The 21278-nt window shown below is 73.2% G+C and carries 21 protein-coding genes; 14 read left to right on the top strand and 7 right to left on the bottom strand.

Translation table 11 applies throughout. The annotated features are described in order from the left end of the window. Positions 1-13: 13 nt before the first annotated feature. Together Q7L73_RS04755 and Q7L73_RS04750 are read left to right on the top strand one after the other, a co-directional pair. Positions 14-832, top strand: a complete 819-nt coding sequence (locus Q7L73_RS04755; protein ID WP_370552412.1) for a MaoC/PaaZ C-terminal domain-containing protein — start codon at positions 14-16, stop codon at positions 830-832. Then, the gene (locus tag Q7L73_RS04750) at positions 829-2064 is read left to right on the top strand and encodes an acetyl-CoA C-acetyltransferase (protein ID WP_304691475.1); all 1236 of its coding nucleotides are present in this window, start codon (positions 829-831) and stop codon (positions 2062-2064) included. The genes Q7L73_RS04755 and Q7L73_RS04750 overlap by 4 nt, the downstream gene beginning before the upstream one ends. 40 nt (positions 2065-2104) lie before the next feature. Here the strand turns inward: Q7L73_RS04750 and Q7L73_RS04745 are convergent, their stop codons facing one another. Beyond that, a complete protein-coding gene (locus Q7L73_RS04745; protein WP_304691476.1) occupies positions 2105-2863 on the bottom strand; it encodes a hypothetical protein in 759 nt (252 codons plus the stop codon). Positions 2864-2953: 90 nt separating this feature from the next. On the opposite strand from Q7L73_RS04745, the gene Q7L73_RS04740 reads away from it, so the two are divergent. Both Q7L73_RS04740 and Q7L73_RS04735 read left to right on the top strand, forming a co-directional pair. Beyond that, complete coding sequence (locus tag Q7L73_RS04740) at positions 2954-4585, top strand: hypothetical protein (protein WP_304691478.1); 1632 nt, start codon at positions 2954-2956, stop codon at positions 4583-4585. Beyond that, on the top strand, positions 4582-5970 hold the full coding sequence (locus Q7L73_RS04735) for a hypothetical protein (protein ID WP_304691479.1): 1389 nt from the start codon (positions 4582-4584) through the stop codon (positions 5968-5970). The genes Q7L73_RS04740 and Q7L73_RS04735 overlap by 4 nt, the downstream gene beginning before the upstream one ends. Before the next feature lie 30 nt (positions 5971-6000). Here Q7L73_RS04735 and Q7L73_RS04730 read toward each other — a convergent pair whose 3' ends face one another. After that, positions 6001-7590, bottom strand: a complete 1590-nt coding sequence (locus tag Q7L73_RS04730; RefSeq protein ID WP_304691480.1) for a FadD3 family acyl-CoA ligase — start codon at positions 7588-7590, stop codon at positions 6001-6003. A gap of 114 nt (positions 7591-7704) precedes the next feature. On the opposite strand from Q7L73_RS04730, the gene Q7L73_RS04725 reads away from it, so the two are divergent. After that, positions 7705-8367, top strand: coding sequence for a TetR/AcrR family transcriptional regulator (locus Q7L73_RS04725; protein ID WP_304691481.1), 663 nt, complete (start codon positions 7705-7707; stop codon positions 8365-8367). Here the strand turns inward: Q7L73_RS04725 and Q7L73_RS04720 are convergent. From Q7L73_RS04720 to Q7L73_RS04700, 5 genes are read right to left on the bottom strand one after another with little or no spacing between them, the layout of a single operon-like run. Continuing rightward, positions 8364-9215, bottom strand: a complete 852-nt coding sequence (locus Q7L73_RS04720) for an enoyl-CoA hydratase (RefSeq protein WP_304691483.1) — start codon at positions 9213-9215, stop codon at positions 8364-8366. The two genes, Q7L73_RS04725 and Q7L73_RS04720, sit on opposite strands and share 4 nt — an antisense overlap. Further along, the gene (locus tag Q7L73_RS04715) at positions 9212-10240 is read right to left on the bottom strand and encodes an acyl-CoA dehydrogenase family protein (protein WP_304691485.1); all 1029 of its coding nucleotides are present in this window, start codon (positions 10238-10240) and stop codon (positions 9212-9214) included. Before Q7L73_RS04715 ends, Q7L73_RS04720 begins: the two co-directional genes overlap by 4 nt. A gap of 7 nt (positions 10241-10247) precedes the next feature. Then, on the bottom strand, positions 10248-11384 hold the full coding sequence (locus Q7L73_RS04710; protein WP_304691486.1) for an acyl-CoA dehydrogenase family protein: 1137 nt from the start codon (positions 11382-11384) through the stop codon (positions 10248-10250). 5 nt (positions 11385-11389) lie between these two features. After that, positions 11390-12145 carry an enoyl-CoA hydratase family protein gene (locus Q7L73_RS04705; RefSeq protein ID WP_304691488.1) on the bottom strand — a complete coding sequence of 252 codons (756 nt, stop codon included), beginning with the start codon at positions 12143-12145 and terminating at the stop codon, positions 11390-11392. Between the two features lie 10 nt (positions 12146-12155). After that, positions 12156-12938 carry an SDR family oxidoreductase gene (locus tag Q7L73_RS04700; RefSeq protein WP_304691489.1) on the bottom strand — a complete coding sequence of 261 codons (783 nt, stop codon included), beginning with the start codon at positions 12936-12938 and terminating at the stop codon, positions 12156-12158. Positions 12939-13054: 116 nt separating this feature from the next. On the opposite strand from Q7L73_RS04700, the gene Q7L73_RS04695 reads away from it, so the two are divergent. The 9 genes from Q7L73_RS04695 to Q7L73_RS04655 all read left to right on the top strand — a co-directional run bounded on the left by Q7L73_RS04695 (position 13055) and on the right by Q7L73_RS04655 (position 21276). Further along, positions 13055-13822 (top strand): SDR family NAD(P)-dependent oxidoreductase, encoded by a 768-nt coding sequence (locus tag Q7L73_RS04695; protein WP_304691490.1) that lies wholly within the window; start codon positions 13055-13057, stop codon positions 13820-13822. A 109-nt stretch (positions 13823-13931) separates the two neighbouring features. Further along, a complete protein-coding gene (locus Q7L73_RS04690) occupies positions 13932-15089 on the top strand; it encodes a substrate-binding domain-containing protein (RefSeq protein ID WP_304691523.1) in 1158 nt (385 codons plus the stop codon). An 81-nt stretch (positions 15090-15170) separates the two neighbouring features. Next, complete coding sequence (locus Q7L73_RS04685; RefSeq protein ID WP_304691491.1) at positions 15171-15950, top strand: SDR family oxidoreductase; 780 nt, start codon at positions 15171-15173, stop codon at positions 15948-15950. Next, positions 15947-16492, top strand: a complete 546-nt coding sequence (locus tag Q7L73_RS04680; protein ID WP_304691492.1) for a gamma carbonic anhydrase family protein — start codon at positions 15947-15949, stop codon at positions 16490-16492. Before Q7L73_RS04685 ends, Q7L73_RS04680 begins: the two co-directional genes overlap by 4 nt. 55 nt (positions 16493-16547) lie before the next feature. Continuing rightward, the gene (locus tag Q7L73_RS04675) at positions 16548-17399 is read left to right on the top strand and encodes a CoA transferase subunit A (protein ID WP_370552413.1); all 852 of its coding nucleotides are present in this window, start codon (positions 16548-16550) and stop codon (positions 17397-17399) included. Next, a complete protein-coding gene (locus Q7L73_RS04670; protein WP_304691494.1) occupies positions 17396-18169 on the top strand; it encodes a CoA-transferase subunit beta in 774 nt (257 codons plus the stop codon). The genes Q7L73_RS04675 and Q7L73_RS04670 overlap by 4 nt, the downstream gene beginning before the upstream one ends. Then, the gene (locus Q7L73_RS04665) at positions 18166-19227 is read left to right on the top strand and encodes a nitronate monooxygenase family protein (RefSeq protein WP_304691496.1); all 1062 of its coding nucleotides are present in this window, start codon (positions 18166-18168) and stop codon (positions 19225-19227) included. The genes Q7L73_RS04670 and Q7L73_RS04665 overlap by 4 nt, the downstream gene beginning before the upstream one ends. Beyond that, entirely contained in the window at positions 19224-20102 is an 879-nt protein-coding gene (locus tag Q7L73_RS04660) for an SDR family oxidoreductase (RefSeq protein WP_304691497.1), read from the top strand. Before Q7L73_RS04665 ends, Q7L73_RS04660 begins: the two co-directional genes overlap by 4 nt. A gap of 1 nt (position 20103) precedes the next feature. Further along, positions 20104-21276, top strand: coding sequence for an acyl-CoA dehydrogenase family protein (locus Q7L73_RS04655; RefSeq protein WP_304691499.1), 1173 nt, complete (start codon positions 20104-20106; stop codon positions 21274-21276). Positions 21277-21278: the final 2 nt, after the last annotated feature.

Genomic DNA, 21278 nt, shown 5'->3' with positions numbered 1-21278 from the left:
GGAGGAGAGCGAGATGGAGGATGAAGACGTGAACGCAGCTGCCGCGATCGGCATTGATCTCGGGCGTCGCGCCGTCGACTACGACGAGCGCGACGCGATCCTCTACGCGCTCGCCGTCGGAGCGCCGGCGACGCGGCTCGACCTCGTCTTCGAGCGCGACCTGCGCGTGCTGCCGACCTTCGGCCTCGCGCTCGGCCTGTGGGCGCCCGACGCGCTCGGCGCGCGCGGCCTCTTCGACGTCGCGCAGGCGCTCCACGGCGCCCAGCGGCTGGAGCTGTTCGAGCCGCTGCCGCCGGCCGGCCGGCTGGAGCTGACGGCGCGCGTCGCGAACGTCTGGGACAAGGGCGGCGCGGCCGTCTTCGAGGTCGAGGTCGGCTGCCGCCAGTTCCGCGCCACCTACGCGATCTTCGCCCCCGGCAGCGGCGGCTTCGGCGGCGAGCGCGGGCCTTCCGCCGCGCGCGACCCCGAGCGCGCGCCCGACGCCGTCGGCAGCGCGCAGACGAACCCCGACCAGGCGGCGCTCTACCGCCTCACCGGCGACCGCCACCTGATCCACATCGACCCGGCGGCGGCGCGGGCGATCGGCCAGCCGCGGCCGATCCTCCACGGCCTCTGCACGCTCGGCGTCGTCGTGCGCGCGCTGGCCGCCCTGCGCGGCGCGCACCCCTGCGACCTCGCCGAGCTGTCGGTCCGCTTCTCCGCGCCGGTGCTGCCGGGCGAGACGATCGCGCTGCGGACGTGGGAGCCCGACGGCGACGACGGGCCGCTGCGCTTCGCCGCCGCGACCGAGCGCGGTGACGTGCTGAGCGGCGGCGCGGTGCGGTTCGCATGAGCGCGCTCTCCGCCCTCGCCGACACCGACGCCGTCATCGTCAGCGCCGCGCGCACGCCGATCGGCCGCGCCTTCAAGGGCTCGCTGACGGCGATGCGGGCCGACGACCTCGCCGCGCTCGCCGTCACCGCCGCGCTCGCGAGAGTGCCGCAGATCGCCGCCGCCGAGGTCGAGGACCTACTGCTCGGCTGCGGCCAGCCGGCCGGCGAGCAGGGCTACAACATCGCTCGCGTCGTCGCGCTGCTGGCCGGCCTTCGGACCGTCCCCGGCGTGACCGTCAACCGCTATTGCTCCTCCTCGCTGCAGACGATCCGGATGGCCGCGCACGCGATCCGAGCCGGCGAGGGCGACTGCTTCGTCGCCGCCGGCGTCGAGGCCGTCAGCCGCTACGAGCGCGGCAAGGCCGACGGCATGCCGGCGACGAAGAACCCGCGCTTCGACGCCGCCCACGCCCGCACCGAGCGGCGCGCCCAGGGCGGCGCCGGCGATTGGCAGCCGGCCGTCGGCCTGCCTGACGCCTACGTCGCGATGGGCGAGACGGCCGAGAACGTCGCCGAGCACGCCGGCGTCACGCGCGCGGCGATGGACGCGTGGGCGGCGCGCTCGCAGCAGCGCGCGGTGGAGGCGCAGGCGGCCGGCCTGTTCGCGCGCGAGATCGTCCCGGTCACGACGCCGGACGGCACCGGCGTCAGCGCCGACGACTGCCCGCGCGCCGGCACGACCGCGGAGAAGCTCGCCGGCCTCAGACCGGCCTTCCGGCCCGACGGCCGCGTCACCGCCGGCAACGCCTGCCCGCTCAACGACGGCGCCGCCGCGGTCGTCGTCACCAGCGGCGCCTTCGCGCGCCGCCACGAGCTGACGCCGCTGGCGCTGATCGTCGCCTCCGGCGTCTCCGCGCTGGACCCGGAGATCATGGGGCTCGGGCCGGTGGCGGCGAGCGAGCGGGCGCTCGCGCGCGCCGGCATGACGATCGCCGACGTCGACCGCGTCGAGATCAACGAGGCGTTCGCCGCGCAGGTGCTGCCGAGCGCGGAGCGGCTCGGGATCGACCACGACCGCCTCAACGTGCGCGGCGGCGCGATCGCGCTCGGCCACCCGTTCGGGATGACCGGCGCGCGGATCATGACGACGCTGCTGCACATGCTCGAGGACGACGACCTCGAGATCGGGCTGGAGACGATGTGCGTCGGCGGCGGCCAGGGGATGGCGATGGTCGTGCAGCGGCTGTCGTAAGCGCGACGGGCGCGCGGTCGGCGGCCGCGGCGCGCGGGCGCTACGCCCGCGAGCTGCCGGGCGGGAGGCCCTGCAGCGGCCCGCCTCTGCGGCGCGGGTCGCGCGGCTCGCCGGGGATCCGCGGCGCCGGTCTCGGCTGCGGCGCGGCTCTCGGCCGCGGCTTCGGCGGGCAGACGGTGACGTCGAGCTGCCATGCCGCCGCCGCGGCGCGCGGCATCCGGCAGCCGGGCTGGACGCCGCGGGCGGTGCCGCTCCAGATGCCGCCGCCCTCGTCGCGCAGCTCGTCGACCCAGGAGGTGTCCGCTCTGCCGCGGTGCTGCACCCACGTCACCATCGCCCAGCGGCCCTCGTCGCCGCAGTCGGCGACGAGCACGTCGAGCGGCGTCAGCGGATCGACCTCCCCGTCCGGCGTCTGACGCTCCACCGCCGCCTGCAGCTGCACGCGCATCGCCGGCGTGATCGCCGGCACCTCGCAATCGCCCGCTCTCGTCCCGATCGGGATCCCGCCGGTGACGAAGTCGCGCGGCACCTGTCTGAACGTCGAGGTCGTGTAGACCAGCCGCACGGTGCCGCCGATCGCCGCGCCGGAGCCGCGGTCGAGCGGGATCGCGGGCGGCCGGTAGCGCCGCAGCGGCGGGCTGCCGGGCAGCGTGGCGGCCGGCGGCTGGGTCGCCGTCGAGCCGGTCGGCGGCGTGCCGGCGCGGCCCTCGTCGCCGCTGCCGCCGCCGCAGCCGCCGAGCGCGAGCGCGCCCGCGGCGAGCGCGGCCGTCACGCCGCCTGCTCGCCGCCGTCGGTCCATCTGAGCGAGGCTACCGACCGGCGTAGTGGCGCGGAGCGCTGAAATCGCATGCAAGAATCCAGAACAGGGTGCGGCAAGCTGGAGGGGCGAGTGACTGAACCGATGCTCGAGGAGCGGCTGAAGGCGCTCTGCATGGACTCTGGAGGAGCGCGCGAGGCAGATCTCGACATCGACCTCGCGAAGATCCGTGCCGCTCAGCGGAAGAACTGGGATCCGGTGCTGCTGACGTGGTTCACGGACCACACCCCCGAAGGGCATTCGCGCCGTATCATTGGCCTGCTCGGCAGGGCCATCGGCACCGATCTGCTGACGCGCGACGAGCTGTTCGTCTTGCTCGCCGCCTGCTATCTCCACGACCTTGGCATGCAGGTCGGGAAGGTCGACGGTCGAGGGCTGGATGCGATGCGTTCGAGCGACTGGAACCACGTGCGTAGGCGGCACCCACGGCAGTCACGCGAGCTGATCGTTGATCGAACGCTCGTGCACGAGCGGGATCAGTACGAGATCGGGCTGCCATCGAGTTCGCCGTTTCTGGAAGCGATCTCGATCGTGGCCGAGTCCCATGGGAGCGAGTTCTTCGACGATGCGATCGCAGAGTTGAGAACGCGTGATCTTCGACCGAGCAACGAGTCGCTTCGATTGGAGGGCGTCGCGGCACTGCTGCTGATGGGCGACGAACTGGACCTGCACAAGACGCGCGTCGACGACCTCTGGCGCGAGGATTTTGCCGATCTCTCGAGCATCGGGCAACTCCACTACCACCTCCATCACTACATCAGCGTCGTCGACATCCGTCACGGCGTCCCGTCGAACAGACGTCAGATTCGCTTGCGGTTCAGCCTTCCGGAGGACAGCGGCGAAGACGTGGACTCGCTCCAGGAGTGGCTCGGGCGTCGACTGCTGAAACAGATCGCACGCACGAACCCGATCCTGCAGGAGCAGTTCGACGGACGGCTCGAGTGGAGCGATATGCTTGAGTTCGAGACGGAAATGGTCAGAGGCCCCGTCTATCGCCCTCTGCCGCAGGCGGCGCGCGAACACCTCCAGGTGGAACTGACGCAGGAGCGTTTGGTGGCGCGGACAGAGGTCCGCGACTGGATCAAGGACGCCGTCCGACTCCGCTCGAACCAACTCGGCATAATCGGGCTGCGAGGCGACGACAAGACCGACCTCTCGTATCTTCTGCATTGGACGCTCGCGCTGGGGAGAGCGGAAAGCGTGGTGCTATTGCACGTCGATTTCACGCAGCGTGTGGGGCACGACGTGCGCGACCTGTCCGAACTGGTGAGCGACGCGCTGTCCGGGTTGTATCCCAACGAGCCGGCGCCGCAAGGCGACGCCGCCGATCTGGTTGAGGTGTTGCTCGATGCGGTCGCCGCTGGGAAGATGGCGCTCGTCCTGCAGGCACCGAGCCGGGCCACAGACGAATCGCGAGCGTGGTGCCGAGAGCTGCTCGACCGGTTGAGTGAGAGGGGTTCGGGTTTCGCGCTCGTCATCGACGATCGTGAGCTCGATCTGCCAGACGTCGCTAGGGCTCGCCGGATTAAGTTGTTCAAACACAAGCACGTGAGCAGTCACTTGCATCGGGTGCTTGGCTTGCCGTCGGAGGTGGCCGACAGAGAGGCTGAGCGGCTGATGCGTCTTACTGATGGCGCGCCCGGAGCCATCGTCTACGACATGCTCTGCCGTGTGAAGCAGGCGATCGTGCAGGAGACGATATGAGCGAGGAAGCGTCGCTCGGCGCGCTTGCCGGCTTCATCGGGGTTGAAGTGCTGCGGGCTGCAGCGTTGTGCGCTGTCCCGCATTGGGTAGACGATCAGCTGGCAGTGGAACTGCTCGAGCTGGATGGGCACAACGGTCGGTCGCATGCGCTGGTCGAGTGCGTGAAGCAACTGCCATTCGTGCGGCTTACGGAGGGGCACAACTGGCGCGTGGAGGAGGCGGCGCGGGCGGTATTGCTCGCGCCGTTGCGAGAAACCGACGTATTCGCTCGCAGTTCCGAGTTGCTCGGTCGCCGTTTCGCACACGAGAGCGATGCGGCTTCGGACTGGGCGAGCCGAGGCGCGCGTATCTCGCAGTGGCGTGCGGCCTATCACCTGATCCCGGTCGACTCGGACGATGCGGCCAGACGCGCGGCCGGGCTCGCAACAGCGGCTGCGCATGTGCAGCGGTTCGCTGACCTGGATGCTGCAATCGAACTGCTCCGTCAGCCGGTGATGGCTGCGTACGCGACTGAGTTGGCCTACGCTGAAGGGCGTTACGCGTACGCCAGAGGCGACGAAGCCACGGCGCGCAGATGCTTCATGCGTGTCTGGGATGCCAAGGGAACCGACCAGATGACCGCGATCTCCGGACATTTGCTCGGTGTGATGAGTGGGGGCATTCCTTCCGAGCAGATTCTCAAGGAAGCGGCCGCGATCGCGCGTGACGTGCGGGACGACTTCGGGTACGCCCAGATCCTCACCACGCTCGTGAACGGGATGCTCGAGCGAAAGGGCGCATCGATGGTGGAGGCCGAGAAGCTGGCACGTGAACTTGTCGAGGCGCCCGCGACTATGGATCTGCCACAGCGCGCGTCTGTGTTCACGACGCTCGGACAGGTTCAGATCAAGAGTGGACACCTCGCTGCGGCGGATGATTCGTTCCGCCGCGCGGTCGAGTTCGCGCGAGCGAGCGGCGAGCAGAGACGTATCAGCGTGGCGCTCCTGTCATGGTCGTGGCTCAAACGGCGCATGGGCGACGAACATGCGGCGTTGGACCTCATTGACGCGGCCCTCCGCTCGAACATCGCCGAGGGTGAGGTTGCGATCAAAAACGTCAAGCTCACGTCAGCTCGACTTGAGCGCCTGCTCGATTCGATCGGGCAGACACCGGAGAGATGGGAGATTCTCGAGCGTTCGTCGGCTTCTCTCGTCTACGCTCGGGAAGGCAAGTTCATCGTCGTCGTGAACCGAGCGGTGCGGCAGCAGTCTTACGTCCCCGTTCCCGCATCGCTGCGCGGAGTGTGGCGCGACGAGCAGTCGATGAGTCTCGTTGAGATCGGCGCGACGCTCGATGTCAATGATGTCGCGCATCCTCGTCGGGGTGTGGTGCTCGTCAGAACGTGAGGCGAATGCGGCCCGGCCGGTCGCGGCCGCTCAGCGCGCCGCCAGCGCCTGTCTGCGCAGCTCCTGCTTGAGCACCTTGCCGGCGGCGTTGCGCGGCAGCTCCTCGACGAAGACGACGCGCCGCGGCACCTTGTAGTTGGCCAGCCGCGCGCGGCAGTGGGCGATCACGCCCTCCTCGGTCAGCGCGTGGCCGGGCGTGCCGATCAGGTACGCGGCGCCGACCTCGCCGAGGCGCTCGTCGGGCACGCCGACGACGGCGCCGGCGACGACCTCCTCCAGCCGCGCCAGCTCGTTCTCGATCTCGGCCGGGTAGACGTTGAAGCCGCCGACGGTGAACATGTCCTTGAGGCGGTCGGTGATCGTCAGGTAGCCGCGCTCGTCGACGTGGCCGACGTCGCCGGTGCGCAGCCAGCCGTCGGCGTCGATCGCGGCCGCGGTCGCCGCCGGGTCGTCGAGGTACCCGAGCATCGTGTTGGGGCCGCGCAGCTGCACCTCGCCGTCCTCGCCGGCCGGCAGCGGGCGGCCCTCGGCGTCGGCGATCCGCAGCTCGAAGCCGGCGGTCGCGACGCCGGCCGTGCGCGAGATCGTCTCGGGCGCGTCGTCGCCGTGGCACATCGTCGCGACGACCGCCTCGGTCAGGCCGTAGGCGGTCAGGACGGCGTCGAACGTCAGCTCGTCGCGCATCCGCTCGACGAGCGCGACCGGCACCATCGCCGAGCCGGTCACCGCCAGCCGCAGCGACGACAGCTCGTGCTCGTCGCGGCGCGGGTGCGCCAGCAGCGTCTGGAAGATCGTCGGCGGGCCGGGGACGATCGTGATCCGCTCGCGCTCGATCGCCGCGAGCGTCTCCTCCACGTCGAAGGTCAGCGCCGGCACGACGCAGGCGCCGTGCAGGAAGCAGACGACGAAGCCGGCCTTGTAGCCGAACGAGTGGAAGAAGGGGCTGATCACGAGGTAGCGGTCGTCCGCGCCGACCTCGCCGTGCGCGGCCCACGCCTCCGCGACCGCGAGCGTCTGCCGATGCGAGGACATCGCGCCCTTCGGGCGGCCGGTCGTGCCGGAGGTGAAGAGGATGTCGGCGACGTCGTCGGGGCCGACCGCGGCGGCCCGCTCGCGCGCCGTCTCCGCCGGGACCTGCTCGGCGCGCGCGAGCAGCTCGTCCCAGGCGATGCCGGCGTCGTCGCGCGGCCCCTCCAGCGGGATCCGGACGATCGTATCCAGCGCCGGCAGCGCGGTGGCGAGCTCGCCCTCGGCGGCGTCGCGCAGCAGCGCGAGCGGGTCGCGGCCGAGGAACGCGTCGGGCGCGAACAGCGCGCGGCTGCGCGTGCGCGCCAGCACGTCGAGCGCCTCCGCGCCGAGGAAGCGGGTGTTGAGCGGGACCAGCGCCGCCCCGGCGCTCTGCGCCGCGAGCGCGGCGATCACCCAGTGGCGCGTGTTCGGCGCCCACACGCAGACGCGGTCGCCGGGCTCGACGCCGCAGGCGATCAGCCCGCGCGCGACCAGCTCGACCTGCTCCGCCAGCTGCGCGTAGGTGAGGCGCACGTCGCCGTCGACGAGCGCCTCGCGCGCGCCGAAGCGGCGCGCGGCGTCGCGCACGAGGCCGGGGATTGTCTCGCTCACTGCTCTCCTCCTTGCGGCGTCCGACAAACAAGCAAGTGCTTGGTAGATTACACCGCCCGGCAGCTGCGCGGGGGAAACTCCGGGCCGGCCGCCGCAGCCCGTAGAGTTCCCGCCATGGCCCGGAGAAGCAAGCAATCGGCCGCACAGGGGGCGACGGCGGCCAGAAACGGCCGCGGCGCCGAATCGCAGCGCCAGGCTGAGGTGCTCCAGCTCGCCGCGGGCCTGTTCGCGCGCGACGGCTACAACGCGACGACCGTGCGCGACATCGCCGACGCCGCTGGGATCCTCTCCGGCAGCCTCTACCACCACTTCCGCTCCAAGGAGGCGATCGCCGACGCGATCCTGAGCGCCTTCCTCGACGAGATCCTCGGCCGCTACGACGAGATCGTCGCCGCCGACGGGTCCGCGCGCGAGACCTTCGAGGCGCTCGCGACCGCCTCGCTGCTGGCGATGGAGCAGCACCAGGAGGCGATCGTCATCTACCAGAACGACGGCCGCCACCTGGCGCAGCTGGAGCGCTTCGCCTACCTCGCCGACGCCGGCAGACGGTTCGAGCAGGCGTGGGTCGGCGTGCTCCAGCGCGGGGTCGAGGAGGGCGAGTTCCGCCGCTCGCTGGAGCCCGGTCTGACCTACCGCTTCATCCGCGCGACGCTGTGGACGGTCGCCCGCTGGTACAGACCGGGCGGATCCCAGAGCGCGCAGGAGATCGCCGAGCAGTACCTCTCGATACTGCTCGACGGGATCGCGCGCGGGAAGCGAAAGCGCGCGAAGGACTAGCGCGCCGCGTCGCGCATCGAGCGCGCGTCGTGACCGCCGAGATGGTCGCTGCCGACCTCGGCGTTGTGCGCGTGCGCGACGTGGTGGAGGCCGAAGACCGAGTCGATCCCGCTCTGCAGCCCCATCAGGTCCTCGGCCTGGTTGACGGCCTTCTTCGTCAGCGCCAGGCCGAGCCGCGGCATCGCCGCGATCCTGTCCGCCAGCGCCAGCGTCTCGGCCTCCAGCTCGCCGCGCGCGACGACGCGGTTGACCATGCCGAGCCCGAGCGCGCGCTCGGCCGCGATCCGCTCGCCCGTGAACAGCATCTCCTTCGCGAAGCGCGGCCCCATCACCCACGGGTGGGCGAAGTACTCGACGCCGGGGATCCCCATCCGCACGACCGGGTCGGCGAAGAAGGCGTCGTCGGCGGCGACGATCAGGTCGCACGACCACGCCAGCATCAGCGCGCCCGCGACGCAGGCGCCCTGCACCATCGCGATCGTCGGCTTCGGCAGCTCGCGCCAGCGCCGGCACATGCCGACGTAGACCTCCGCCTCGCGCGCGATCCGCTGCTCGGCGCCGGCCTTGCCGACGTGGTCCCACCACAGCTGCGCGCGGCGCGGGAACGACCTGTCGGCGTCGCGGCCGGGCGAGCCGATGTCGTGGCCGGCGGAGAAGTGGTCGCCGGCGCCGGCCAGCACGATCGCCTTCACCTCGTCGTCCTCGACGGCGGCGTAGAAGGCGTCGTCGAGCGCGTACGTCATCGCCGAGTTCTGCGCGTTGCGGTATCTCGGCCGGTTCATCGTCACGATCGCGACCGCGCCGCGGCGCTCGGTCACGACGACCTGCTCGGTCTCCTGCTCGCTCATCGCAGCGCCTCCTCGGGCAGCAGTCCCAGCGCCGCGGCGACCCGCGTGCGCTGCCAGTCGGCGTCGCCCCACGCGCGGGCGCCGGCCCAGACGCGCTTGGCGTGCAGGTGCAGGTCGTACTCGACCGTGTAGGCGATCGCGCCGTGGACCTGCAGCGCGGTCGCCGCGACCTGCAGCGCCGCGTCGGAGGCGAGCGCCTTCGCGACGGCGACGTCGCGGCCGGCGTCGCCGGCTCCGCGGTCGAGCGACCAGGCGGCGCGCAGCACCGCCGGGGCGGCGAACTCCAGCGCCAGCAGCGCGTCGGCGAGCTGGTGCTTGACCGCCTGGAAGGTGCCGATCGCGACGCCGAACTGTCTGCGCTCCGTGACGTAGTCGGCCGCCAGCGCCAGCAGCGCGCGGCCGAGGCCGAGCAGCTGCGCGGCGGCGCCGAGCGCGCCGCGCTCCCAGGCGGCCGCGAGCGCGGCGGCGTCGAGGTCGAGCACGAGGCCGGCGTCGGCGGCGACGCGGCCGAGGCCCCGCGCCCCGTCGATCGACTCCAGCGGCGCGAACGCGGGCGGTCGCAGCAGCCGCAGCTCGCCGCCGGGCGCGCGGGCGTCGCCCGCGATCAGCGCGTCGGCGACCTGTGCGAAGGGGACGATCCCCGACCCGTCGAGCGCCGCCCCGACGACCAGCTCGCCGGCCGCCAGCCGCTCGACCAGCGCGGCCTCGCCGGCGGCGGCGAGCAGCGGGCCGGCGACGAACGCCGTCTCCATCAGCGGCAGCGGCAGCGCGGCGCGGCCGGCCTCCTCCAGCAGCCCGACGAGTGCGACGGCGCCGAGCCCGAGGCCGCCGTCGGCCTCCGGCACGGCCGCGCCGAGCACGCCCATCTCGCCGAGCTGGTCCCACACGCGCCGCACGCGCGCGAGGTCGGACTCCTCCGAGCCGGGCCAGCCGGCGCGCACGACCGCAGGCGGGCACTCGGCTCTCAGCAGGTCGCGCACCGCTTCCCGCAGGGCGGCCTGGTCGCTGTTCAACGCAAAGCGCATCGCGTCCTCACTTCCGCGGCAGGCCGAGCACGCGCTCGGCGACGATGTTGCGCTGGATCTCGTTGGTGCCGGCGTAGATCGGGCCGGCGAGCGCGAACAGGAAGCCGCGCGACCAGGGACCGTCCAGCTCGGCCTCGGGACCCAGCAGGTCGAGCGCCGTCTCGTGCAGGCGCACGTCGAGCTGCGACCAGAACAGCTTGTTGAGCGACGAGCGGGCGCCGGTCGCGCTGCCGGCGGCGATCTCGGTCACCTGCTGCAGCGTGAACTGCTGGTAGGCGTCGGCGTCGATCCAGGCGCGCACGACGCGGTCGCGCGCGAGCGCGTCCTCGCGGGCGCCGCGATCGCGCGCCAGCTCGACCAGCCGCTCGGCCGCAGACAGGAAGCGGCCCGGCGAGCGCAGCGTCAGGCCGCGCTCGGAGCCGGTCGTCGCCATCGCGACCGACCAGCCTCTGTCGACCCCGCCGAGGACCGCGTCGTCGGGGACGAAGGCGTCGTCGAGGAAGACCTCGGCGAAGCCCTCGTCGCCGTCGAGCCGGCCGAAGCCGCGGACGGTCACGCCGGGCGCGTCGAGCGGGACCATGAAGTAGGTCAGGCCGCGATGGCGCTCGCTGCCGGGGTCGCTGCGGAAGAGGCCGAACATGTGGGTGCAGAACGCGCCGCGGGTCGTCCATGTCTTCTGGCCGGTGAGGCGCCAGCCGCCGCCCGCCTCGTCGCGCACAGCGCGCGCCTTCGTCGCCGCCAGGTCGCTGCCCGCGCCCGGCTCGGACCAGCCCTGGCACCAGAGGTCCTCGGCGGCGGCCATCCGCGGCAGCAGCGCGTCCTGCTGCTCCTGCGTGCCGAACTCGAAGATCGTCGGCGCCAGCAGGAAGATGCCGTTCTGCGTCACGCGCATCGGCGCGCCGGCGCGGTAGTACTCCTCCTCGAAGATCAGCCACTCCCAGATCGAGGCGTCGCGACCGCCGTAGCGCTCCGGCCAGGAGACGACCGCCCAACGGGCGGCGTGCAGCGCGCGCTCCCATTCGAGATGCTGCGCGAAGCCCTCGGCGCTGTCGCCGGAGGCGAGGTCGTGCGGGACGTTGGCCTCCAGCCAGGCGCGCGCCTCGGCGCGGAAGGCCTCCTCGGCCGGCGTGTAGGTGAGGTCCATCCGCGTCAGTCCTTGCCGAACGTGTCGCGGACCTCGTCGGCGACGCCGTCGAGGTTGAGCTCGAAGGTGAAGCCCTGCTCGAAGCGGTAGCTGCGCTTGACGTCGACCGGGTCGATCCCGTTCAGCGCCTCCTTCGCGGCCCGGATCACGACCGGGTTCTTGGCCGCGATCTGGGCGGCGACGGCGCGGGCGGCGTCGCGCAGCTGCTCGCGCGGGACGACCTCCAGGACGCTGCCGAAGGCGTGCAGCTCGGCGGCTGTCGCGGTCGCCGACGTGTACATCATCGCCCGCATCCTGTGCTGCGGCACGAGCCGCGCGAGGTGGGTGGCGGCGCCGAGCGCGCCGCGGTCGACCTCCGGCAGGCCGAAGGTCGCGTCGTCGCTGGCGACGATCACGTCGGCGTTGCCGACGAGCCCGATCCCGCCGCCGAGGCAGAAGCCGTGCACGGCCGCGACGACCGGCACCGCACACTCGTAGACGGCGGCGAAGGCGGCGTAGCAGCCGCGGTTGGCGCCGATCAGCGCGCGGTGCGAGCCGCCCTCGCGCTGAATCTCCTTGATGTCGACGCCGGCGTTGAAGCCGCGTCCCTCGGCGCGCAGCACGACCACGCGGACCGCCTCGTCCTCGCCCAGCTCGCGCAGCACGCGCGCCAGCTCGAACCAGCCCGCGACGGGCAGCGCGTTGACGGGCGGGGCGTCGACGACGACCTCGGCGATCCCGTCGTCGTCGACGGTCGCGGTGACGAGCGGCGGCGGTGACATGCGGGCCCTCCTAGGGGTGCTGGCTGCTGACGGAGACGACCTCGCCGGTCATGTACGACGCGTAGTCGCTGGCGAGGAAGACGATCACGTTCGCGACCTCCCACGGCTCGGCCGCGCGGCCGAACGCCTCTCTCGCAGACAGCTCGGCGAGCAGTTCCTCCGAGGAGGTCTTGGCGAGGTGGGGATGCATCGCGATGCTGGGCGCGACGGCGTTGACGCGCACGCCGCTGTCGGCGACGTCGAGCGCGGCGCAGCGCGTCAGCGCCATCACGCCGGCCTTCGCGGCGGCGTAGTGGGCCTGACCGGCCTGTGCGCGCCAGCCGGAGATCGAGGCGTTGTTGACGATCGCGCCGCTGCCGCGCGCGACCATGTGACGCAGCGCGGCGCGGGTGCAGCGGAAGGTGCCGTTGAGCGTCACGTCGAGCACGCGCGACCACTGCTCGTCGCGCATCTCGAGGATCGAGGTCTCGCCGCCGAGGCCGGCGTTGTTGACGAGCACGTCGAGCCGGCCGTAGGCGGCGACGACGCCGTCCACCAGCTGCTGGACCTGCGTCTCGGCGGTCACGTCGCAGGGGATCGCGAGCGGGCGCTCGCCGGCGATCGCGGCGAGTCTGTCGGCGGCCTCGTCCAGGCGGCGCTCGTGCACGTCGGAGATCGCGACGCGCGCGCCCTCCAGCGCGGCGCGCTCGGCGGCGGCCCAGCCGATGCCGGTGCCGGCGGCGGCGGTGACGAGGACCGTGCGGCCGGCCAGCAGCGAGCGGCCGGCGGGCGGGTGTGACGGTGCTGCGGGCAAAGCTGCCTCTCCTCTTCGCGACACGGTGCGCCGCACGCCGGCGCGCCTCTCGGTGGGCATCGTCCCACCGCCTCTGAACCTTAGCGTACCGACCAAGCGCTTGCTAGATTCACGCCATGGATCAGAAGAGAGACGCGGGCGGCGGCGCGGCGGCGGGCGGCGGCGCGCTCGCGGGGCGGGTGGCGCTCGTGACCGGCGCCGGCAGCGACATCGGGCGCGCGGTCTGCCGCGAGCTGCACGGCGCCGGCGCGCGCGTCGTCGCGACCGACCTGCCCGTCCCCGCGCTGGAGGCGCTGGAGGCCGAGCTGCCGGGACTGGTCGCCGATCCCTGCGACCTGCTCGACGACGGCGCGCCGTCGCGGCTGGCCGCGCACGTGCCCGACGTGCTCGCCTCGGTCGCCGGGCTGCCGGTCGTCGCGCGCTTCTCCGAGCACGAGCGCGGCGAGTGGGAGCGGCTGTGGCAGCTCAACCTGCGCGCACCGATGGCGCTGACGCAGACGCTCGCCGGCGCGATGCAAGAGCGCGGCTGGGGACGGCTGGTCTACGTCGCCTCCGACAGCGCCCGTGCGGGCGCCGGCGGCGAGGCCGTCTACGCGGCGACCAAGGCCGGTCTGCTCGGCTTCGCGAAGTCGGTCGCGCGCGAGCTGGCGCGCGACGGCGTGACCGCCAACGTCGTCTGTCCGGGCCCGGTCGACACGACCGCCTCGCGCGCGATCCTCGACGCCCGCCCGCGGCTGCGCGAGGGGCTGCTGCGGGCGACGCCGGCCGGCCGCCTCGGCAGGCCGGAGGAGGTCGCGGCGGCGATCGGCTACCTCGCCTCGCCCGCCGCCGGCTTCGTCACCGGCCAGGTGCTGAGCGTCAACGGCGGGATCGCGATGGCGTAGACCGCGTCCGCCGCCGCGCCCGCGGCACCGCTCGCTTGACGCCCGTCGCCTCGCCCGCTTACGCTACCAAGCAAGCATTTGGTCTAGTCGAGGAGGAGAGACGGTGCGGATGAGAGATTGGGCGCGGGCGATCGTGGCGCTGGTGGCCGCGTTCGCGCTCGTGCTGACGGTCGCCGCCTGCGGGAGCAGCGACGACGACGGCGGCGGAGACGGCGCCGGCACCAGCGGCGCGGCGACCGCGCCGGCCGACAGCGGCCTGCCGGCCGAGGTCACCGACGCGGTGAGAGAGTTCACGACGCGCCCGACGAGCATCGGGATCGACGCGCCGATCGAGAGAGAGATCCCGACCGGCAAGGAGATCTACTACATCCAGTGCGGCTCGCCGGTCTGCGCCACCAACGGCGAGTACCTCAGAGCGGCGGCCGACGCCGTCGGCTGGAAGGTCAAGGCGATCAAGGCCGGCGTCACGCCCGAGTCGGTGAAGGCGGCGTGGGGCCAGGCGGCGCAGGACAAGCCCGACGGCGTCGTCGCCTCCGGCTTCCCGCGCACGATGATGAACCCGGAGCTGGCCGAGCTGGAGGCGGCGAGAGTGCCGGTCGTCGACATCTCCGTCACCGACCCGCCCGGCAGAGGCATCTCCGCGGTCTTCGCCGGCACGCCCGACTACGTCGCGGCCGGCGAGCGGCTGGCGAAGTACGCGCTCGTCGACGCTGGCGGCAAGGACATCAAGGCGATGATCGTCGGCGTCGCCGCCTACCCGACGGTGCAGCTGCTGGGCAGATCGTTCGGCGAGACGATCGAGAGATACTGCGACTCCTGCTCGGTCGACGAGCTCGACGTGCCGGCGACCTCGATCGGCAACGACCTGCCGACGCGCATCTCGACCTACCTGCAGGCGCACCCGGACGTCAACTGGGTCGTCAACGGCTTCGCCGACATGTCGGTCGGCGTCCCAGCGGCGCTGCAGTCGGCCGGCGTCGGCGACGGCGTCAAGTTCGTCGGCATCAACAACAACCCGACGACCGCCGGCTACCTGAAGGCCGGGCAGTCGGTCGTGGCCGAGCACATCTACGGCTACCCGGAGCTGATGTGGCGCGCGGTCGACTTCCTGATCCGCAGCGTCAACGGCGAGTCGACCGACCCGTCGACGGCGCAGACCTACCCGCACTGGGTCGTCACGAAGGACACGATCCCGAGCACGACCGACGAGTTCCCGACGGTCGAGGACTACAGAGCGCAGTACGAGAGACTCTGGGGCGTCGGCTAGGCCCGGCGAGGCCGGAGCAGCCGTTCGGCTGATAGGCTGACCAAGCACTTGCTTGGTCAGCCGCCGAAGGAGAGAGGGCGCATGGGTCAGGGCTTCGACATGTCGTACCGCGTCGTGCTCGTCACGGGCGGCACGCGCGGGATCGGCCGCGCGATCGCGGAGCGGTTCCTCGATGTCGGCGCGACAGTCGTCGTCTGCGGCCGTCGCGCGCCGGACGAGCCGCCGCGCGGCGAGCGCGGCGAGGCGGTCTTCCTGCAGGCCGACGTGCGCGAGCCCGAGCAGGCGGCCGGCGTCGTCGACGCGGTGCTGGAGCGGTTCGGCCAGCTCGACGTGCTCGTCAACAACGCCGGCGGCACCGCCGCGGCCTCGGCGGCCGAGACGAGCGCACGGCTGGCGCAGTCGGTCGTCGCGCTCAACCTGCTCGCGCCGCTGTGGGTCGCCCAGCGCGCCAACGCCGCGATGCAGCGCCAGCCCGGCGGCGGCGCGATCGTCAACATCGGCTCGGTCGCCGGCGAGCGGCCGGCGCACGGCACCGTCCTCTACGCGGCGGCGAAGGCCGGCCTCGCCACGCTCACGCGCGGCCTCGCGCTGGAGTGGGGGCCGAAGGTGCGCGTCAACCAGGTGACCGTCGGGCTCGTGCAGACCGACGGCTCGGCCGCGCACTACGGCGGGGAGCACGGCCTCGCTGCCGTCCACGCGACGATCCCGGCCGGCCGCATGGCGGCGCCGGCAGACATCGCCGACGCCTGTCTGCTGCTGGCCTCGCCGCTCGCCGGCTACGTCAGCGGCGCCGAGCTGCGCGCCGACGGCGGCGGCGAGAAGCCCGGCTGGCTGGTGGCGGTCGAGGCGGCGACGCGATGATCGAGGCGCTCGGCGGCAGGGTCCCGCGGATCGCCCCGACCGCCTGGGTCCATCCGGCCGCGACCGTCGTCGGCGACGTCGAGATCGGGCCCGACAGCAGCGTCTGGCCGGGCGCGGTGCTGCGCGGCGACTTCGGCGCGATCCGCATCGGCGCGCGCACGAGCGTGCAGGACAACGCCGTCATCCACAGCGGGCCGGACGCGCTCACCGTCGTCGGCGACGACTGCATCGTCGCCCACCTCGCCTTCATCGAGATGGCGATCGTCGAGGACGTCTGCCTCGTCGGCGTCGGCGCGCACGTGCTGCCCGGGGCGATCCTGCGCGCCGGCTCGGTCGCCGCCTCCGGAGCGGTGCTGGCGGCGCGGCTGGAGGTGCCGGGCGGCCATCGCGCGCAGGGCGTCCCGGCGCGCGTCGTGCCCTCCGTCCACCCGGACCGCGACTACGTCCTGCGCGGGGCGGCGAACTACGTCCGCATGGTCCGTCGCTACGTCGATGCGGGGATCGGCAGCCAAGGCATGGACATTCAACCAAGCGCTTGCTAGGTTAATAGTGCATCGCGTCGACGGGGAGGAGTCAGGCAACGTGTCGAACAAGCTGATGACGGAGGGGCAGGTCGTCGCCGAGCTGCGCTCCGGCATGACGATCGGGATCGGCGGCTGGGGCTCGCGCCGCAAGCCGATGTCGCTCGTGCGCGCGCTGCTGCGCAGCGACCTGCGCGACCTCACGGTCGTCGCCTACGGCGGGCCGGACGTCGGCCTGCTGTGCGCCGCCGGCAAGGTCAGACGGCTCGTCTACGGCTTCGTCTCGCTCGATTCGATCGCGCTCGAGCCGCACTTCCGCGCCGCCCGCCAAGCCGGCGCGATCGAGTCGGTCGAGTACGACGAGGGCATGCTCTATTGGGGCCTCTACGCGGCCGCCAACCGGCTGCCGTTCCTGCCCACCCGCGCGGGCCTGGGCTCCGGCGTGATGCGCACCAACCCCGAGCTGAGAACGATCGTCTCGCCGTACGGCGACGGCGAGCAGCTGATCGCGATGCCGGCGCTCAGGCTCGACGCCGCGCTCGTCCACCTCAACCGCGCCGACGCCGCCGGCAACGCCCAGTTCCTCGGCCCCGACCCCTACTTCGACGAGCTCTTCTGCATGGCCGCCGAGCGCGCCTACGTCTCCTGCGAGCGGGTCGTGCCGGCGGGCGAGCTGACGAGCGAGGGGCCGCTGCAGGGCGTGCGCGTCGCGCGCTGGATGGTGCGCGGCGTCGTCGAGGCGCCCGGCGGCGCCCACTTCACCTCGTGCGCGCCCGACTACGAGCGCGACGAGCGCTTCCAGCGCGCCTACGTCGAGGCCGCCGGCGACGCCGGCCGCTGGGCCGCCTTCCAGACGCGCTTCCTGGCCGGCGACGAGGGCGACTACCGCCGCGCCGTCGCCGCCTTCGACTCGGAGGTGCACGCATGAGCGTCACGACCGCCACGCGCGCAGAGGTCTGCGCCGTCGCCTGCGCCGACGCCTGGCGCGGCGACGGCGAGCTGCTCGCCAGCCCGTTCGGGACCGTCCCGGCGATCGGCGCGCGGCTGGCGCGCGCAACCTTCGCGCCCGAGCTGCTGCTGACCGACGGCGAGGCCGCCTTCGCCGGCGGCGTCTGGGCGGTCGGCGAGGAGCCGCCGCGACGCGAGGGCTGGGTCCCCTTCCGCGCGATCTTCGAACTCGTCTGGCGCGGCCGCCGCCACGTGATGATGATCCCGAGCCAGCTCGACCGCCACGGCAACGCGAACATCTCCTGCATCGGCGGCGAGTACGCGCGACCGAAGGTGCAGCTGCTCGGCGTCCGCGGCGCCCCTGGCAACACGGTCAGCCACCCGACCAGCTACTGGGTGCCGCGCCACAGTCCGCGCGTGTTCGTCGAGCGGGTCGACATGATCTCCGGCGTCGGCCCCGCCGCCGCGGCGGAGGCCGGCCCGGCCGCGACCCGTCACATGGACCTGCGGCGGGTCGTCAGCGACCTCGCCGTGCTCGACTTCGGCGGCTCCGGCGGCACGCTGCGGCTCGTCTCGCTGCATCCCGGCACGTCGCTGGAGCAGGTGCAGGCGGCGACCGGCTTCGAACTGGAGGTCGCCGGCGGCGGCGAGCCGGCGACCAGCCGCATGCCCAGCGACGAGGAGCTGCGGCTGATCCGCGACGTGCTCGACCCGCGCGGCCTGCGCGAGCAGGAGGTGCCGGACCGGTGAGAACGGCGCTGACCGAGCTGACCGGGATCGCCCACCCGGTCGTCCAGACAGGGATGGGCTACGTATCCGACGCCCGGCTGACGGCCGCGACCGCCGAGGCCGGCGGGCTCGGCATCGTCGCCGGCGGCACGATGAGCACGCGCGAGCTGGCCGCGGCGGTCGCCGCGACGAAGGCGCTGACCGACAGGCCGTTCGGCGTCAACCTGCGCGCCGACCGGCCTGACGCGCGCGAGCAGGTCGAGCTGCTGATCCGCGAGCGCGTCCGCGTCGCCTCCTTCGCGCTCGCGCCCAAGCCGGAGCTGATCGCGCGCTGCAAGGAGGGCGGTCTCGTCGTGATCCCGTCGATCGGCGCCGTCCGCCACGCCGAGAAGGTCGCCGCCTGGGGCGCCGACGCGGTCGTCGTGCAGGGCGCCGAGGGCGGCGGCCACACCGGCACGGTGCCGACGAGCGTGCTGCTGCCGCAGGTCTGCGCCGCCGTCGAGATCCCCGTGATCGCGGCCGGCGGCTTCTGCGACGGCCGCGGCCTCGTCGCCGCGCTCGCCTACGGCGCCGCCGGGATCGCGATGGGCACGCGCTTCCTGCTGACGCGGGAGAGCCCGGTCGCGGATGCGGTCAAGCAGGCGTACCTGCAGCGGGCGGTGACCGACACGGTCGTCACGCGTGAGGTCGACGGCGTCCCCAACCGCGTGCTGCGGACCGAGGTCGTCGAGCGGATCGAGGCGACCAGACCGTGGCAGCGGTTGACACGCGCGGCGCGCAACGCGATCGCCTTCCAGCGGCTGTCGGGCGCGTCGTGGCCGGACCTCGTGCGCGAGGCGGTCACGACGAAGCGGTCGCGCGAGCTGAGCTGGAGCCAGGTGGTGATGTCGGCCAACGCGCCGATGCTCTACCGCGCCGGGCTGCACGACGGCCGCATCGACGTCGGCGTGCTCGCCAGCGGCCAGGTCGTCGGGCGCATCGACGACCTGCCGAGCTGCGCCGAGCTGATCGAGCGGATCGTCGCCGAGGCCGAGGCGGCGCTGACGGGGTTGCAGGCAGTGAGCGAGGAGAGCGAGTGAGCGGAATCGTCGAGGGCCGGGTCGCGATCGTGACCGGCGCCGGACAGGGACTCGGGCGGGCGCACGCGCACGCCTACGCGCAGGAGGGCGCGCGCGTCGTCGTCAACGACGTCGGCACGGCCGCCGAGCAGGTCGCGCAGGAGATCCGCGCGGCCGGCGGCGACGCCGTCGCGCACGCCGCCGACGTCGCCGACTGGGAGCAGGCGGCCGGCCTGGTCGCCGCCGCCGTCGAGCGCTACGGCAGACTCGACGTGCTCGTCAACAACGCCGGGATCGTGCGCGACCGGATGCTCGTCTCGATGAGCGAGCAGGAGTGGGACGCGGTCCTGCGCGTCAACCTCAAGGGCCACTTCGTGCCGCTGCGCCACGCCGCCGAGCACTGGCGCGGGATCGCCAAGGCGGGCGGCGACCCGCAGGCGCGGATCGTCAACACCTCCTCCGGCGCCGGCCTGCTCGGCTCGGTCGGGCAGGGCAACTACGCCGCCGCCAAGGCCGGCGTCGCGGCGCTGACGCAGGTCGCCGCCGCCGAGCTGGGGCGCTACGGGATCGCCGTCAACGCGATCGCGCCGAGCGCCCGCACGCCGATGACCGAGGCCGTCTTCGCCGAGGCGATGGCGAGACCGCAGCAGGGCTTCGACGCGATGGACCCGGCCAACGTCTCGCCGCTCGTCGTCTGGCTCGGCAGCGTCGAGGCGGGCGGCGTCAGCGGCCGCGTCTTCGAGGTCGAGGGCGGCAAGCTGAGCGTCGCCGACGGCTGGCGCTACAGCGAGCCGGCCGACAACGGCGAGCGCTGGCAGCCGGCGCGCCTCGGGCCGGTGATCGCCGAGCTGATCGAGCGCGCGCCGGTGCCGCCGCCGGTCTACGGGGCGGCCTGAGATGGACCTTCGCTTCACCCCCGCGGACGAAGCCTTCCGCGCCGAGGTGCGCGCCTGGCTGCGCGACCACCTCGTCGGCGACTACGCCGCGCTCGGCGGCGCCGGCCGGCCCGGCCGCGAGCACGAGGGGCTCGACGTGCGGATGGCGTGGGAGCGGGAGCTCGGTGCCGCCGGCTGGATCGGGCTCGACTGGCCCAGGCAGCACGGCGGCCGCGAGGCGACGCTGCTGCAGCAGGTGATCTTCCACGAGGAGTACGCCGCCGCCGGCGCCCCCGGGCGCGTCAACCACGTCGGCGAGCAGCTGCTTGCGCCGACCGTGCTCGCGTACGGCACCGACGCGCAGAAGCGGCGCTTCCTGCCGGGGATCCTGCGCGGCACCGAGCTGTGGTGTCAGGGCTACTCCGAGCCCGACGCCGGCTCCGACCTCGCCGCCGTGCGCACGCAGGCGCGGCTCGACGGCGACGTCTGGCGGATCGACGGGCAGAAGGTCTGGACCTCGCTCGCCGAGCACGCCGACTGGACCTTCGCGGTCGTCCGCAGCGAGCCGGGCTCCGAGCGTCACAAGGGGCTCTCCTACCTGCTCGTGCCGATGGACCAGCCGGGCGTCGAGATCCGCCCGATCGTGCAGATCACCGGCACCTCGGAGTTCAGCGAGGTCTTCTTCTCCGACGCCGTCACCGCCGCCGAGAACATCGTCGGCGCGCCCGGTGACGGCTGGAGGGTCGCGCTCGGGACGCTCGCCTTCGAGCGCGGCGTCGCGACGCTCGGCCAGCAGATCGGCTTCGCGCGCGAGCTGGAGGAGATCGCCGACAGCGCCCGCGCGAGCGGCGCGATCGACGACCCCGAGATCGCCGACCGGATCGCGACCGCCTTCTGCGAGCTGCGCGTGCTGCGCTTCAACGCGCTGCGCACGCTCGCGGGCGACCCGACCGCGGCCGCCGGCGCGGCCTCGGTCGCGAAGCTGCTGTGGGCGCCGTGGCACCAGCGGCTGGGCGAGCTGGCGATCGACGTGCGCGGGGTCGAGACGACGCTCGCCGCGAGCGGCGACGGCTACGCGCTCGACGGCGACCAGGCGCTCTGGCTGTACACGCGCTCGGACACGATCTACGCCGGCTCGAACGAGATCCAGCGCAACATCATCGCCGAGCGGATGCTCGGCCTTCCGCGAGGGTGAGA

The organism is Conexibacter sp. CPCC 205762, from assembly GCF_030646155.1.
In the GTDB taxonomy this organism is placed as follows: domain Bacteria; phylum Actinomycetota; class Thermoleophilia; order Solirubrobacterales; family Solirubrobacteraceae; genus Conexibacter.
The sequence above is the reverse complement of the archived record's forward strand: the minus strand, read 5'-3'. Positions and strand labels throughout refer to the sequence as shown.